Consider the following 13717-nt stretch of genomic DNA (forward strand, 5'->3'; position numbering starts at 1 on the left):
ATAAGCGCCACTAATGGCTCAACACTCTGCACGTCATCACGGCACGCGGCCCATGAAGGCAGCAGCGATCGCATCGGGTCAGCGGGTCGTCGACCACTCGCTCGCGATTCGGATGCGAAGCTCGCGGCCCTGGCGCCTACTATGCCTCGATCCAGATCCCAGGCTCGGAATGCTCGCGGATGTAGCCGACCAGAAAGTCAGAAAACACCCTGATCTTGGCAGGCAGCCCGGCGCGGTTCTGATAGGCGATGTTCATGGTGAGCAGAGGCAGTTCCCAGTCGATCAGGAGAGGGACAAGGCGGCCGGCTGCGATGTCGCTCTGAACGATGTAGAGCGGCTGAATGAGGATGCCGAGGCCAGCCAGCGCCGCGCCGCGGATGACCTGACCATCATTGCTGTCGAGTGTCGGCGTGATGCGAACCGTCTGCGCGCCGTGGCCTTTGCGCAGGCGCAGCGAATAGGGATCGCTGGCGAGATTGTAGACCAGCATGTCGTGGCGCGCGAGATCGGCCGGCTGCTCCGGCGCACCGCAGCTTGCAAGGTAGGAAGGCGCGGCCGCGAGCACGCGCCGCATCCGGCCGATGCGGCGGACGATGATGTTCGAATCCGGCTCCTGCTCGCGCGTGCGGATCGCCACGTCGATGCCGGCCTCGATGAAATCAGGATAGCGGTTCGCGGTCGTGATCTGGAGATTGAGCTTCGGATAGCGCGCGCGGAAGGTCGGCAGCATCGGCGCGAGATAGATCACCGCGAAGGACAGCGAGCTTGTGACGCGCAGCGTGCCTTGCGGCGACAGCGCGCGATCGCTGACCGTGGCCTCGGCTTCCGCCAATTCGCTCAAGACCCGGTTGGATCGCTCCAACAATTCCTGCCCCGCCTCCGTCAACCACAACCGGCGCGTATTGCGCTCGATCAGGCGAACGGCGAGGCGCTCCTCGAGCGCGCTGAGATGGCGGCTCGCGGCCGCGTTCGACATGCGCAGCGCCTCGGCAGCCTTGGACAGGCTGCCGAGCTCGGCGGTTTTGGAAAACACCTCCAGTTGGAGCAGGCGGTCCATTTTTTCGCAAATAGGAAAAGAGACTTGCAATTATTGATCTTTATTTCCGTCCCTCGCAAGTCAAAATGCCCAGAACACAAGCAGAATGACAGGCGAGGAAACAGGGAAATGTCGGGCCCGATCAGGCACATCGTGATGTGGCGGCTACGTGGGGAGACCCCAGAGGAGCGCGCTGCCGCCCGGATGAAGGTCAAGGCCCTGTTCGAGGGCCTCAAGGGCCGGATCGACGGCCTCTCCCACATCGAAGTCGGCATTGATGTCAGCGCCGTCGACTACGCCTGCGACGTAGTGCTGTTCTCCGAGTTCACAGACCAGGCGGCGCTCAGCGCCTACGCCAATCACCCCGAACATTTGCGCGTGCGCGAGGCGCTTGGCGACTTGCGGATCGGGCGCTTCCAGGTCGATTATCCCATCAAAGAGACCGGCGCATGATCGGTTCGTTCACCTTTGAAAACCTGCCCTGCCGCGTCGTGTTCGGCAGCGGAACGTTGGCTCAAGCAAAGGCCGAGGTCGAGCGGCTCGGCGGCAAGCGCGCGCTGGTGCTGACGACGCCGCAGCAGGAGGCCCAAGGCAAGAGCCTGGGGACAGCGCTCGGCCCGCTCTTTGCCGGCATCTTTCCCGGCGCCACCATGCACACCCCGGTCGAGGTCACCGAGCGTGCGCTCGTGGCGATGAAGGCGTGCGAGGCCGACTGTGTCGTCTCGCTGGGCGGCGGCTCGACCACCGGCCTTGGCAAGGCGATGGCCTTGCGTACCGGCGTAAACCAGCTCTGTATCCCCACCACCTATGCCGGCTCGGAGATGACGCCGATCGTCGGCCAGACCGACAACGGCCTGAAGACCACGGTGCGCGACGCGGCGGTCCTGCCGGAGACCGTGATCTACGATGTCGATCTAACCCTGACGCTGCCGGCGAGCCTGGCCGCGACATCAGGCATCAACGCGATTGCCCATGCGGCCGAGGCGCTCTATGCCCGCGACACCAACCCTGTGACATCGCTGATGGCGGAAGAAGGCATCCGCGCGCTGGCGCGCGCCCTGCCGGCAATCGCTGCGAAAACCGACGACCGCGAGGCCCGCACCGAAGCGCTCTACGGGGCTTGGCTATGCGGCGTCTGCCTCGGCACCGTCGGCATGGCGCTGCACCACAAGCTCTGCCATACGCTCGGCGGAACCTTCGACCTGCCGCACGCCGAGACCCACACCATCGTGCTGCCGCATGCACTTGCCTACAACGCGCCGGCCGCGCCCGCCGCGATGGCGCGGATCTCGCGCGCGATCGGTGCGGCCGATGCATCGCAGGGGCTCTACGAACTCGCCAAGGGGCTGGGCGCGAAGCTGGCGCTACGCGATGTCGGCATGCCCGAAAGCGGCATCGACAAGGCCGCCGATCTCGCCGTCACAAACGCCTATTGGAATCCGCGCCCGCTCGAGCGCAATGCCATCCGCGACCTGATCGCACGCGCCTGGGCCGGCGAGCCGCCGGGCGCGGCCAAAGCGGCGGCGTAACGCGATGCGGCGCACGCTAATCAGATCGGCCACCGTCATCAGCATGGATGGCGTGATCGGCGACCTCGGCAGCGGCGACGTGCTGGTCGAGGGCAACCGTATCGCCGACGTGCGGCCATCGATCGACGTCGCGGCCGACATGGAGATCCTCGACGGCAAGGGCCGCATCGTCGTCCCCGGCCTGATCAACGCGCATATGCACACCTGGCAGACGGGCTTGCGCGGCTTTGCCGCGAACTGGACGCTGCTGGAATATTTCCGCCGCATGCATGCCGGGCTCGCGACCGTGTTCAGGCCCGACGACATTTACATCGCCACGCTCGTCGGTGCCCTGAACCAGATCAATTGCGGCACCACCACGCTGGTCGACTGGTGTCACAACAATCCAACGCCCGATCACACCGATGCTGCCGTGCGCGGCCTGATCGAGAGCGGCATCCGCGCGGCGTTCTTCCATGGCTCGCCGAAACCCGAGCCGAAGCGGGGCGAACCGCACTTCTCGGAAGTGCCGCATCCGCGCCGCGAGGTCGAGCGGCTGCTCGCAGGCCCACTTGCCGACCGCGACGGCCTCGTCACACTGGGGCTCGCCGTTCTCGGACCGCATTATTCGACGCTCGACGTCGCCATGCACGATTTCCGCCTGGCGCGGGAGCTGAAGCTGATCGCATCGATGCATCAGGGTGGCGGCCCGGCCAAGACGCCAGGCGGCTGGGAGAAGCTGATCGAGGCCGGTCTCGTCGGCCCCGGCGTCAACATCGTCCATGGCAATGATCTGCCCGGCGCGTTGTTGGATCGAATGGTCGATCTCGGCGTGTCCTTCTCGGTCACGCCCGAAAACGAAATGATCCAGGGCCACGGCTTTCCGATCACCGGGCGACTGCTCAAACGCGGTGTTCGTCCGACCATTGGCATTGACCTTGAATCGGTGCTGGCCGGCGATCTCTTCTCCGCCGCGCGCGTCGCGCTGTCGATGCAGCGGGCGCTCGACAATGCGCAGGCGCGCACAGCGAGCGGCACCATTCCGGCAACGACCACGATCCCCGCGCGCGAGGCGCTGCGCTGGATCACGATCGAGGGCGCCCGCATGCTCGGTCGCGAGCACCAGATCGGCTCGCTGACGCCGGGCAAGCTCGCCGACCTCGTTGTCATCGATGCCTCCGACCTCAATCTTGTCCCGGTGCACGATCCCGTCGCCACTGTGGTGATGCAGACAAGCCTCGCCAATATCGAGGCTGTGATGATCGGCGGTGCCTGGAAGAAGCGGAACGGCCGGCTGCTGGTCGAGGGGCTGGAGGCGAAGAAGGAACTGCTGACGCAATCCGGCCGGCGGCTCGTTGAGGACATCGAGCGACAGGGACGCGCCGCCTGAAGGCGCCAATGGACAACAACAATGACAGACACGTCGAAGAACGTCGCTTTCATCGGGATCGGCAAAATGGGCCTGCCCATATCGGTGCTCGTCGCCAAGGCCGGCTACGTCGTCACTGCCTTCGACCGGAGCGCGGCGCGGATCGATGAGGCTCGCGGGCAAGGCATTGCGATTGCGGCCTCGCCCACTGATGCCGTCAGCGGCAAGGCCGCCGTCGTCACCTCCCTTCCCGATGACGCCGCCCTGGGCGGCGCGCTGCTCGGCCCTACCGGCCTGATCGCCGCGATGGCGCACAACACCGTTCTGATCGAGACCAGCACCGTGAGCGTCGAGACCTCGACCGAAGTTGCGGCAGCCGCGCAGGCCCGCGGCATCGCATACTTGCGTGCGCCGGTCTCCGGCAATGCCAGCATCGTTCATACCGGTGCCCTTACCTGCTTCGTCTCGGGGCCGAGGGACGCGTTCGAAAACGCAAAATCGCTGTTAGCCGCCTTCACCCGCGCGCAGACCTATCTCGGCCCCGCCGAGGAAGCACGCTATGCAAAGCTTTCGGTCAATCTGATGATCGCGGTGTCGGCCGCGATGATGGCCGAGAGCCTGGCGCTGGCCCGCAAGGGCGGCATCGCCTGGCAGGACATTTTGAAGGTGCTCGACGACAGCGCGGTCGCTTCTCCCATGGTGAAGTACAAGACCGCACCGCTGCGCACGCGGGACTTCGAGTCCACCTTCTCCTGCAAGCAGATGGCCAAGGATCTCGACCTGATCCTGGGCGCCGGCCATGCCGTCGGCGTACCACTGCAACTCGCCGCACAAGTGCGCGAGACCTATGGCTCTCTGGTCGCCCAGGGCGACGGCGACACCGACTTCATCGCGACCGTCAAGCATCTCGAACGGCTGTCCGGCCTCGGCGAACCAAAACTCTGATCGCGGAGATACACATGCGTAACTTTAACGAGAACACGATTACGGAAGCGGTGCTGGAACGGATCGCGGGCGCAACCGATCCGCGCATCAAAGAGGTCAGCGAAGCCCTGGTGCGGCACCTCCACGCTTTCGTGCGCGAGATCAGGCCGACCCAGAAGGAATGGGAATTCGGCATCGATTTCCTGACCCGCACCGGGCACATGTGTAACGACAAGCGCCAGGAGTTCATCCTGCTGTCGGATACGCTCGGCGTTTCCATGCTGGTCGACGCCATCAATCATCCGGTGCCGGAGGGGGCGACCGAGACCACGGTGCTCGGCCCGTTCTTCGTGCAGGCCGCGCCGGAGAAGGACAGCGGCGCCGATATCTCCGGGCCGATGGAAGGCGATCCGATGCTGGTCACCGGCTCGGTCTCGACCGTGGACGGAACGCCGCTCGCAGGCGCTATCGTCGACGTCTGGCATTCCGACGACGACGGCTATTACGACGTGCAGCAGCTCGATCAGATCGGCGATCTTGCAATGCGCGCGCGTTTCCACACCGATGCCAACGGCCGCTTCCATTTCTGGTCGATCAAACCCGCCGCCTATCCGATCCCGCACGACGGGCCGGTCGGCGAGATGCTGGAGGTCCAGGGGCGTCATCCCTGGCGGCCCGCGCATGTGCATTTCATGATCTCGGCCCCCGGCTTCGAGCAGCTCGTCACGCACGTGTTCGTTGCCGGTGACCAGTATCTCGACTCCGACGTGGTGTTCGGCGTCAAGGACAGCCTGATCCGCGAATTCGTTCGCCATCCCGCCGGCGGTGCGCCGGATGGTCGCATGGTGGACAGCGACTATTTTCATCTCAACTATGATTTCGGCCTGAAGCAGGTTGCGAGCAGCGCAAGAGCCGCTTAAGCCGGACGACGACGCAGCGGACCGGCAAGAGTCCGCGATCGGAGGACTAGGGAGCTGAGGATGGGACCGCGGGTCAGCACGGGCATTTTGGCCGAGCGCCTCACCGGCATGATCGGTGCGCGCGCGAGCGTTGCCCGCGGCGTGCTGGATCAGCACGGTCAGAGCGAGTCGCACTATCGCAATTTGCCGCCCGACATCGTCGTCTTCCCCGAGACGACGCAGGAGGTCGCAGAGATCGTCAAGCTGTGCGCGAGCGCGGGCATGCCGATCGTCCCGTTCGGCGCCGGGACCTCGCTTGAAGGCAATGCGGCCGCGGTCGCCGGCGGAGTCTGCTTCGACTTCGCGCGCATGAACAAGGTGCTGGCGGTGCACGACAGCGATATGGACGTGGTGGTGCAGCCCGGCATCACCCGCAAGCAGCTCAATGCGGAGCTGCGCAATACCGGACTGTTCTTTCCGATCGATCCCGGCGCCGACGCCTCGATCGGCGGCATGACCTCAACGCGCGCATCCGGAACCATGGCCGTGCGCTATGGCACCATGAAGGACAACGTCATGGCGCTGGAGGTGGTGCTGGCCGACGGCCGCGTCATCCGCACCGCCAAGCGCGCGCGCAAATCGGCCGCCGGCTATGACCTGACGCGCATCTTCGTCGGCGCGGAAGGCACGCTCGGAATCATCACCGAGATTACGCTGAAGGTACATCCCGTGCCGCAGGCGATCTCGGCCGCTGTCTGCAGCTTCGACACGCTGCACGATGCCGTCGACACAGCGATCTCCGTGATACAGTCCGCGATCCCCGTCGCGCGCATCGAGCTGCTCGACGATGTCATGATGCGCGGCATCAACGCTTACGCCAAGCTCGGTTACCGCGAGGCGCCCACCCTGTTCTTCGAATTCCACGGCTCGGAAGCTTCCGTCGCCGAGCAGGCTGAGGCCGCACAGGCGATCGCCGCCGACCATGGTGGCCATGGCTTTGCCTGGGCGAAGGCACAGGAAGACCGGAGCCGGCTCTGGCACGCCCGCGACAACACGCTCTATGCCGGCCTCGGCCTGCGTCCCGGCGCGCGCGCCGTGATCACCGACGTCTGCGTGCCGATCTCGCGGCTGGCGCAATGCCTCACCGAGACGCGGCGCGATGCGGACGAGCACGGCTTCACCGCGCCCATCGTCGGCCATGTCGGCGACGGCAATTTCCACATGCTGATCCTGATCGATCCAGCCAAGCCCGAGGAGGCCGAAGGCGCCATGGCGCTGCAGGCCCGCATGGTCGCCCGCGCCATCGCCATGGACGGGACCTGCACCGGAGAGCACGGCATCGGGCTCGGCAAGATCGGCTATCTTGCCGATGAGCTCGGCGAGGCCGTGGATGTCATGCGATCGATCAAGACGGCGCTCGATCCTGACGGTCTGATGAACCCCGGAAAGATCTTTGCAGGCGGAGCCAAGGCATGAGCGACAAGGCATGAGCGACGCTGTCCCGATCGAGGTTACCTCACCTGCACCGCTGCTCGAGCTGCGCGGCATCAGCAAGGAATTTCCTGGCGTCAAGGCGCTGGATGACGTGTCCTTTGCCGTCTACCCCGGCGAAGTGCACATGCTGCTGGGCGAGAACGGCGCCGGCAAATCGAGCCTGATGAAGGTGCTGTGCGGCGCCTACCGCGCCGATGCCGGCGAGTTCTACCATGAAGGCAAGAAGGTCGCGATCTCGTCCACCGCCGATGCGCGGAGGCTCGGCATTGCCGTGATCTTCCAGGAATTCTCGCTGGTTCCCTATCTCGACATCGCCCAGAACATTTTCCTGGGACGCGAACCGAAGGGCGGGATTCCCGGCACTATCGACCGCCGCAGAATATTGGCCGACGCCAAGCGTGTGCTCGATACGATCGGATTCGATATCGATCCCTCCATCACCGTTGACAAGCTCGGCGTCGCGCAGCAGCAGATGGTCGAGATTGCGAAGGCGATCAGCCAGAACGCGCGCATCCTCGTGATGGACGAGCCGACCGCCGCGCTGTCCGACCGCGAGACCGAGCTCCTGTTCGCTCTGATCGCGCGGCTGAAGGCCGACGGCGTTTCCATCGTCTACATTTCGCACCGCATGGCCGAGGTATTCGCGCTCGGTGACCGCATCACCGTGCTGCGCGACGGCCGCCGCATCGACGGCGTCCGTCCCGCCGACGTCACGCCGGATCAGCTCGTGCGCATGATGGTCGGCCGCAACGTCGACATGACGTATCCCCGGAATTTCGCCGACAAGCCTGGCGAGGTGCTGCTGGAGGTCAAGGGCCTGACCGCTCCCACCGGCATCTCGGACATCAACATCGAGGTGCGCCGGGGCGAGATCGTCGGCCTGTGCGGCCTGGTCGGCTCCGGTCGCAGCGAGGTCGCGCGCGCCATCTTTGGCGCCGATCCCGTGACATCAGGTGAGATCATCTTTGACGGCAAAGCCATTTCCGGCGAGCCTGATCTGGCCGCCCGCCGCGGCATCGCGCTGATCCCGGAGAGCCGCAAGAGCGAAGGCCTCGCGCTGCTGCGCTCGGTGAGCGACAACCTCGTCGTGTCAGCATTGAAAAAGCTGTTTCCGAGCGGCCTGTTCGATCAGCGCTCGGCGCAGCGCACCTCCGACAGCCTGATTCGTCAGTTACGCATTGCAACGCCAAGTGCGCGCCAGACCGTCGGCCTGCTCTCCGGCGGCAACCAGCAGAAGGTCGTGATCGGCAAGTGGCTCGCGGCCGGCTCGAAGCTGTTCATCTTCGACGAGCCGACTCGCGGCATCGATGTCGGCGCCAAGTCCGAGATTTTTGCGCTGATCGATCGCCTCGTCGCTGAAGGAGCCGCCGCCCTGATGATCTCGTCCGAGCAGGTCGAGATCTGCCACGTCTGCGACCGCGCCTATGTGATGCGCGAGGGGCGCATCGCCGGGCACCTGACACGCAGCGAACTGACGGAGGAAAACATCGTGCGACTGGGGATGCATCATGCGTGAGGCCGCGGTCGTTTCACAGCCCAATCCACTGCAACGGATTCCCGGCGTCGCCATCGTGCTGGTGCTGCTGATCGCGCTGTTCAGCGCGATCGCGCCGGGCTTCCTCTCGGTCGCCAATCTCTCCAACGTGCTTGTGCAGTCGACCAACCTGACCATGCTCGCGCTGCCGATGACCTTGATCATCATGACCGAAGGGCTGGACCTGTCGATGGGCGCGGTGCTGACGCTGACCTCGCTCTGCGTCGCCATCGTGTCGCTCGCGACCAAGTCGATGCTGCTGGGCCTCGGCGCCGGCCTGCTGGTCGGCGCCGCGTTCGGCGTCGCCAATGGATGGCTGGTCGCGATCCTTGGCATTCCGCCCTTCGTCGCGACGCTCGGTACGCTCGGCATGGCGCAGGGCCTGTCGCTGATCGTGAGCGACGGCCAGAGCGTGGTCGGCATTCCCCACAGCGTACGCGACATCTATTCGGCGACGCTGCTCGGCGTGCCCGTGCCGATCGTGATGGCGCTAGCGACCTATGCGGCGTTCCACGGCCTGCTCTATCACACCCGCTTCGGCACCTACATCTTCGCACTCGGCGGCAACCGCGAGGCGCTGCGCTATGCCGGCCTCTCGCCGAACAAGCTGCTGATCGCGGTCTACGCGATCGGCGGCGCCATGGCCGGCATCGCCGGCCTGTTGATGACGGCGCGGATGAACTCCGGACACCCGACCGCGGGCCTTGGCCTCGAATTCGACGCGATCGCGGCCGTCGCCGTCGGCGGCACGTCGTTCGAGCGCGGCAATGGCTGGCTGCTCGGCACCCTGCTCGGCGTTCTCTCCGTCGGCGTGCTGCGCAACGGGTTGAACCTGGTCTCGCTGCCGTCCTCTGTGCAGGTCGCCAGCGTCGGCGTGCTCGTGATCTTTGCCCTGTTCCTCGATGGCCTCAGGAGCCGCGCATGACCGACATCACCAAAGAGGCGATGATGTCGCCCCGCTCGTTCCTGTCGCAGGACACGATCCAGGTGTTCTTCCGCCTGCTCGCGGCGCTCCTGATTTGCGGGGTGCTCGCCGTGCTCAGCGATTCCTTCCTGAGCCTCGGCAACATCCTTAATGTGCTCCGGCAGGCAAGCCTGACCTTCTTCATCGCCTCCGGCCTGACGCTGGTGGTGCTGACCGCCGGCCTCGATCTGTCCGTCGGCGCCAATGTCGCGCTGTCCGCCTGTATTGCCGGCACCGTGATCCACAAGACCGGCTCGCCGGCGCTCGGAATCCTCACCGGGCTGGCCTGCGGCGGCATCGTCGGCCTGCTCAACGGCATCATGGTCACGGCGCTCCGCATTCCCTCCTTTATCGCCACCTACGGCATGCTCTGGGTGCTGAACGGCCTCACCTACTGGTATATGGCGGGCGAGACGCTGCACGGCTTTCCCGCGGGCTTCCGCCAGATCGGCAGCGGCTATCTGTTCGGCCTTCCCATACCGGTCTATCTCCTGCTGGTGTTCCTCGGGATCGGGACGCTGTTTGCGCAGCGCACGATCTGGGGCCAGGAGATCTACGCGATCGGCGCCAATCCGGTCGCAGCCCGGCTTTCCGGCATCCCAGTCGCGCGACGCCTGCTGCTCGTCTATGCCGTCTCCGGCACCATGGCGGGCCTCGCCTCGATCATCTTCCTGTCGCGGCTCAATTCGGCCGAGGCCGACATCGGCGAAAGCCTGACCCTGCCGGCGATCGCGGCCGTCCTGATCGGCGGGACCTCGCTGTTCGGCGGCGTCGGCACAGTTTTCGGCACTTTCATCGGCGCGCTGATCCTGACGCTGGTGCTGAACGGCATGAACCTGTTGTCCGTCAGCGCCAACTGGCAACCGCTGGTGACAGGCATCATCGTCATCGTCGCGGTCTGGCTCGACATGAAGACCCGCCGCCGCGCGCAATGAGCATTTCGAAATCCAACAAGCAAAATGAGGGATGGAGGCACTATGAAATCGAAACTCGGCTATCTGGTACTGCCGCTGCTGATGGCGGCGTTGACGTCCCAGGCTCGCGCCGACGGCGAGACCATCGCCGTCTTCACCAAGAACCAGACCAACCCGTTCTTCCAGACGGTGCGGGTCGGCGCCGACAACATGGCGAAGACGCTGAACGCGAAGACGCTGCAATACATCCCGACCAAGCCGGATTCGATCCCCGAGCAGCTCAGCCAGATCGAGGACGTCGTGGTGAAAAAGCCGAGCGCCATCGTGTTCACACCTGTCGACTACAAGGCGATGGTACCCGGCGTCGAGAAGATCAACGAGGCCAAGATCCCCGTCGTCAACATCACCGACCGTTCCGCGGGCGGCAAGTTCCTCTCCTTCGTCGGCGCCGACGATTACAGCCTGGGGCTCGAGACCGCGCGCTTCCTGCTCAAGACGCTGGGCGGCAAGGGCAACATCGTCATCATCGAAGGAGTCAAGGGCTCGTTGACCAATGTCGACCGCGTCCGCGGCTTCAATGACGCGCTGAAGGAAAATCCGGGCGCCAAGCTGCTGGCTTCGCAGCCCGGCAATTATCAACGGCTCCAGGCGCTCCAGGTGATGGAAAACCTGATGCAGTCGAATTCGCAGATCGACGGCGTGCTCGCCGCCAACGATGCCATGGCGGTCGGCGCGATCGAAGCGCTCGACGGCGCCAACCGAAAAGCCCAGGTAATCGGCATCAACGGCACCAAGGAAGCGATCGACGCGATCAAGTCCGGGAAGCTGCTCGCGAGCGGCGATTACAACGGCTTTTTCCAAGGCTGCATCGGCACCATGATGGCGATCCGGGCCTTGCGCGAGCAGCCTGTCATCGCCGAGATCGTGCTGAAGCCGACAGTCATCACCAAGGACAATTACCAGCCGTTCGACACGCCGCTCGAGCAGCGCACCTGTCCGACCTTCGAAGAAGCCAGCAAGCTCGGCAAGAAGTAATCGCGGCTCGTCCTGATCAATCACCGGGGCGGCCGACATGACAGCCGCCCCGAGAACCCCGGAGACATCATGCTGTTCGCCATCCATGCCATCGACCGCGCCGGCGCCCTGCCGACGCGGCTTGCCAATTACGATGCCCACAAGGCCTTCCTCGGCGACACCTCACGCTTCCGAGTCAAGATCGTGATGTCGGGACCGCTGGTCGCCGACGATGGTGCCACCATGATCGGCAGCCTGTTCCTGATCGAAGCCCCTGGCCGGGCTGAGGTTGAAGCGTTCAACCGCGCCGATCCGTTCGCCGCGGCGGGCATCTGGGAGAAGGTCACGATCACGGGATTTCTGCGGCGACAGGGCTAAACGTGACGCGTCCTCGAGCTGGGCTACGCGAGCGGCGCGAGCGCGAGGGACTTGATCAGACTGCGCCTCGAGAGGTGCACGGGAGAGACCATGGAATTTCCTCCGATGTCTTGACGAGCCCGCCTCGATCGGTCGGGTGATTTTCAAAGCAGGAGTGAGCTCAGGCACCCGCGCGCAGCGGGCGCAGACCGAAGGCGCAGGCGGCGGAGAGCAGCGCCATGGCCGCCATGTAGCGGGCGACCCAGGAGGGCGAGCCGTATGCGGCAAGCAGCGCCGTCGCGATCAGCGGCGACAGGCCGCCGCCCAGGATCGGGCCGAGTTGCTGCACCAGCGACAGGCCGCTATAGCGGATGCGCGCCGGGAACAGCTCCGAGAAATAGGCGCCTTGCACGCCATAGACCGAGCCGTGGCCGAGCGCGAGACCGAGCGCAATTGCGAGCCAGATCATCCCGGTGTGTCCGGTGTTCAGCATCTGGAAGAACACGAGCGCGAGCACGACCTGGAACAGCATGCCGCCGACATAGACGGCGCGGCGCCCGATCCGGTCCGACAGCGCGCCGAACACCGGTAACGTGACGCATTCCAGCGCGCAGCCGACCAGAACACCGTTCAGGATGGTTTGGCTCGGAAGGCCCAGTCTGGTCTTGCAATAGGTGATCGCGAATACCGCATAGATGTTGAACAGCCCGCTCTCGGCGATCTTGGCGCCGATGCCGAACAGGATGTTGCCGGCATGATTGCGCACCGCCTCGACGACAGGCACGCTGGCGGCGCCCTCCTCGTTCAGCACGCGCTTGAACGCCGGCGTCTCGGCGATGCGGAAGCGGATGAAGACGCCGACGCCAACGAGGACGATCGAGAACAGGAACGGAATCCGCCAGCCCCAGGCCAGGAAGTCGGGCTCGCTCATCGAGGTCGACAGGATTCCGAGCAGCGCGATCGGGATCAGGAAGCCGGCGGGCACGCCGACATGGACCAGCGAGGAGAAGAAGCCGCGGCGGTCTGCGGGCGCATGCTCGACCGTCATCGTCATGCCGCCGCCGTACTCGCCACCGATGCCGATGCCCTGAAGCAGACGCAGCCCGATCAGACAGATCGGAGCAAGCACGCCGACCTGCTCATAGGTCGGCATCAGTCCGATCAGGAACGTGCCGAGCCCCATGATCAGGATGGTGAGGAGCAGCGCGGTCTTGCGGCCCACGCGATCGCCGAAATGACCGAACAGCACGCCGCCGAGCGGGCGCGCGCAATAGCCGACGAAGAAAGTGGCGAAGGCGAGCAGCGAGCCAATCAGCGGATCGGTGCTCGGGAAGAAGATCTTGTTGAACACGAGCGCGGTCGCGGTCGCGTAGAGTGTAAAGTCGTAATACTCGATCATGTTGCCGATGGCGCTAGCCACCGCAACCTTGCGGATGTCGCTGGACTGACGCGCCGTGATCGCGGCAGCCGATTGATCCGCGACTCTGCCGGCCTCGATCGATCCTACCAACTCGCTCATGACGTCGCCTCCGCTTGGCAAGGCTGAGCCTCGCTCGTCTTTTTGTCCGTATTGCGGACATCATGGAGGCGTTTTATCCCACATGTCAAGGGAATTCTTGGCGAGGGTTTGATATTTCCATATCGGCTTAAACTATCAGAATTGACCAATGAGGGGCCTCCAGCTTGACGCCGCACGGTATATTG

Annotated in this window: 13 protein-coding genes; 11 read left to right on the top strand and 2 right to left on the bottom strand. The window is 64.9% G+C overall.

Annotation, left to right across the window (positions count from 1 at the left end; all coding sequences use genetic code 11):
• Positions 1-139: 139 nt before the first annotated feature.
• On the bottom strand, positions 140-1057 hold the full coding sequence (locus XH80_RS29325; protein WP_271601575.1) for a LysR family transcriptional regulator: 918 nt from the start codon (positions 1055-1057) through the stop codon (positions 140-142).
• 108 nt (positions 1058-1165) lie between these two features.
• On the opposite strand from XH80_RS29325, the gene XH80_RS29330 reads away from it, so the two are divergent.
• The 11 genes from XH80_RS29330 to XH80_RS29380 all read left to right on the top strand — a co-directional run bounded on the left by XH80_RS29330 (position 1166) and on the right by XH80_RS29380 (position 12034).
• Complete coding sequence (locus XH80_RS29330; RefSeq protein WP_271601576.1) at positions 1166-1489, top strand: Dabb family protein; 324 nt, start codon at positions 1166-1168, stop codon at positions 1487-1489.
• Complete coding sequence (locus XH80_RS29335) at positions 1486-2565, top strand: maleylacetate reductase (RefSeq protein ID WP_271601577.1); 1080 nt, start codon at positions 1486-1488, stop codon at positions 2563-2565. Before XH80_RS29330 ends, XH80_RS29335 begins: the two co-directional genes overlap by 4 nt.
• A gap of 4 nt (positions 2566-2569) precedes the next feature.
• Complete coding sequence (locus XH80_RS29340; protein ID WP_271601578.1) at positions 2570-3934, top strand: amidohydrolase family protein; 1365 nt, start codon at positions 2570-2572, stop codon at positions 3932-3934.
• Between the two features lie 21 nt (positions 3935-3955).
• Positions 3956-4858, top strand: coding sequence for an NAD(P)-dependent oxidoreductase (locus XH80_RS29345; RefSeq protein WP_271601579.1), 903 nt, complete (start codon positions 3956-3958; stop codon positions 4856-4858).
• A gap of 14 nt (positions 4859-4872) precedes the next feature.
• Positions 4873-5757, top strand: coding sequence for an intradiol ring-cleavage dioxygenase (locus XH80_RS29350; protein ID WP_271601580.1), 885 nt, complete (start codon positions 4873-4875; stop codon positions 5755-5757).
• Positions 5758-5817: 60 nt separating this feature from the next.
• The gene (locus XH80_RS29355; protein WP_271601581.1) at positions 5818-7212 is read left to right on the top strand and encodes an FAD-linked oxidase C-terminal domain-containing protein; all 1395 of its coding nucleotides are present in this window, start codon (positions 5818-5820) and stop codon (positions 7210-7212) included.
• Positions 7213-7222: 10 nt separating this feature from the next.
• The gene (locus tag XH80_RS29360; RefSeq protein WP_271601582.1) at positions 7223-8746 is read left to right on the top strand and encodes a sugar ABC transporter ATP-binding protein; all 1524 of its coding nucleotides are present in this window, start codon (positions 7223-7225) and stop codon (positions 8744-8746) included.
• A complete protein-coding gene (locus XH80_RS29365; protein ID WP_271601583.1) occupies positions 8739-9689 on the top strand; it encodes an ABC transporter permease in 951 nt (316 codons plus the stop codon). Before XH80_RS29360 ends, XH80_RS29365 begins: the two co-directional genes overlap by 8 nt.
• Positions 9686-10663 carry an ABC transporter permease gene (locus XH80_RS29370; RefSeq protein WP_271601584.1) on the top strand — a complete coding sequence of 326 codons (978 nt, stop codon included), beginning with the start codon at positions 9686-9688 and terminating at the stop codon, positions 10661-10663. The genes XH80_RS29365 and XH80_RS29370 overlap by 4 nt, the downstream gene beginning before the upstream one ends.
• 42 nt (positions 10664-10705) lie before the next feature.
• Complete coding sequence (locus XH80_RS29375) at positions 10706-11677, top strand: sugar ABC transporter substrate-binding protein (RefSeq protein ID WP_271601585.1); 972 nt, start codon at positions 10706-10708, stop codon at positions 11675-11677.
• 69 nt (positions 11678-11746) lie between these two features.
• On the top strand, positions 11747-12034 hold the full coding sequence (locus XH80_RS29380; RefSeq protein ID WP_271601586.1) for a YciI family protein: 288 nt from the start codon (positions 11747-11749) through the stop codon (positions 12032-12034).
• 160 nt (positions 12035-12194) lie between these two features.
• On the opposite strand, the gene XH80_RS29385 is transcribed toward XH80_RS29380, so the two are convergent.
• Complete coding sequence (locus tag XH80_RS29385) at positions 12195-13532, bottom strand: MFS transporter (RefSeq protein WP_271601587.1); 1338 nt, start codon at positions 13530-13532, stop codon at positions 12195-12197.
• Between the last annotated feature and the right edge of the window lie 185 nt (positions 13533-13717).

Origin of the sequence: Bradyrhizobium sp. CCBAU 45384 (assembly GCF_028128665.1) — a bacterium.
GTDB lineage: Bacteria > Pseudomonadota > Alphaproteobacteria > Rhizobiales > Xanthobacteraceae > Bradyrhizobium > Bradyrhizobium manausense.

What these genes read in the sequence shown, in the direction of transcription:
- XH80_RS29340 (WP_271601578.1), top strand. Translation starts at nt 2,570, where the DNA reads ATGCGGCGCACGCTAATCAGATCGGCCACCGTCATCAGCATGGATGGC.
- XH80_RS29360 (WP_271601582.1), top strand. Translation starts at nt 7,223, where the DNA reads ATGAGCGACGCTGTCCCGATCGAGGTTACCTCACCTGCACCGCTGCTC.
- XH80_RS29370 (WP_271601584.1), top strand. Translation starts at nt 9,686, where the DNA reads ATGACCGACATCACCAAAGAGGCGATGATGTCGCCCCGCTCGTTCCTG.
- XH80_RS29385 (WP_271601587.1), bottom strand. Translation starts at nt 13,532, where the DNA reads ATGAGCGAGTTGGTAGGATCGATCGAGGCCGGCAGAGTCGCGGATCAA.
- XH80_RS29375 (WP_271601585.1), top strand. Translation starts at nt 10,706, where the DNA reads ATGAAATCGAAACTCGGCTATCTGGTACTGCCGCTGCTGATGGCGGCG.
- XH80_RS29325 (WP_271601575.1), bottom strand. Translation starts at nt 1,057, where the DNA reads ATGGACCGCCTGCTCCAACTGGAGGTGTTTTCCAAAACCGCCGAGCTC.
- XH80_RS29345 (WP_271601579.1), top strand. Translation starts at nt 3,956, where the DNA reads ATGACAGACACGTCGAAGAACGTCGCTTTCATCGGGATCGGCAAAATG.
- XH80_RS29350 (WP_271601580.1), top strand. Translation starts at nt 4,873, where the DNA reads ATGCGTAACTTTAACGAGAACACGATTACGGAAGCGGTGCTGGAACGG.
- XH80_RS29335 (WP_271601577.1), top strand. Translation starts at nt 1,486, where the DNA reads ATGATCGGTTCGTTCACCTTTGAAAACCTGCCCTGCCGCGTCGTGTTC.
- XH80_RS29355 (WP_271601581.1), top strand. Translation starts at nt 5,818, where the DNA reads ATGGGACCGCGGGTCAGCACGGGCATTTTGGCCGAGCGCCTCACCGGC.
- XH80_RS29330 (WP_271601576.1), top strand. Translation starts at nt 1,166, where the DNA reads ATGTCGGGCCCGATCAGGCACATCGTGATGTGGCGGCTACGTGGGGAG.
- XH80_RS29365 (WP_271601583.1), top strand. Translation starts at nt 8,739, where the DNA reads ATGCGTGAGGCCGCGGTCGTTTCACAGCCCAATCCACTGCAACGGATT.
- XH80_RS29380 (WP_271601586.1), top strand. Translation starts at nt 11,747, where the DNA reads ATGCTGTTCGCCATCCATGCCATCGACCGCGCCGGCGCCCTGCCGACG.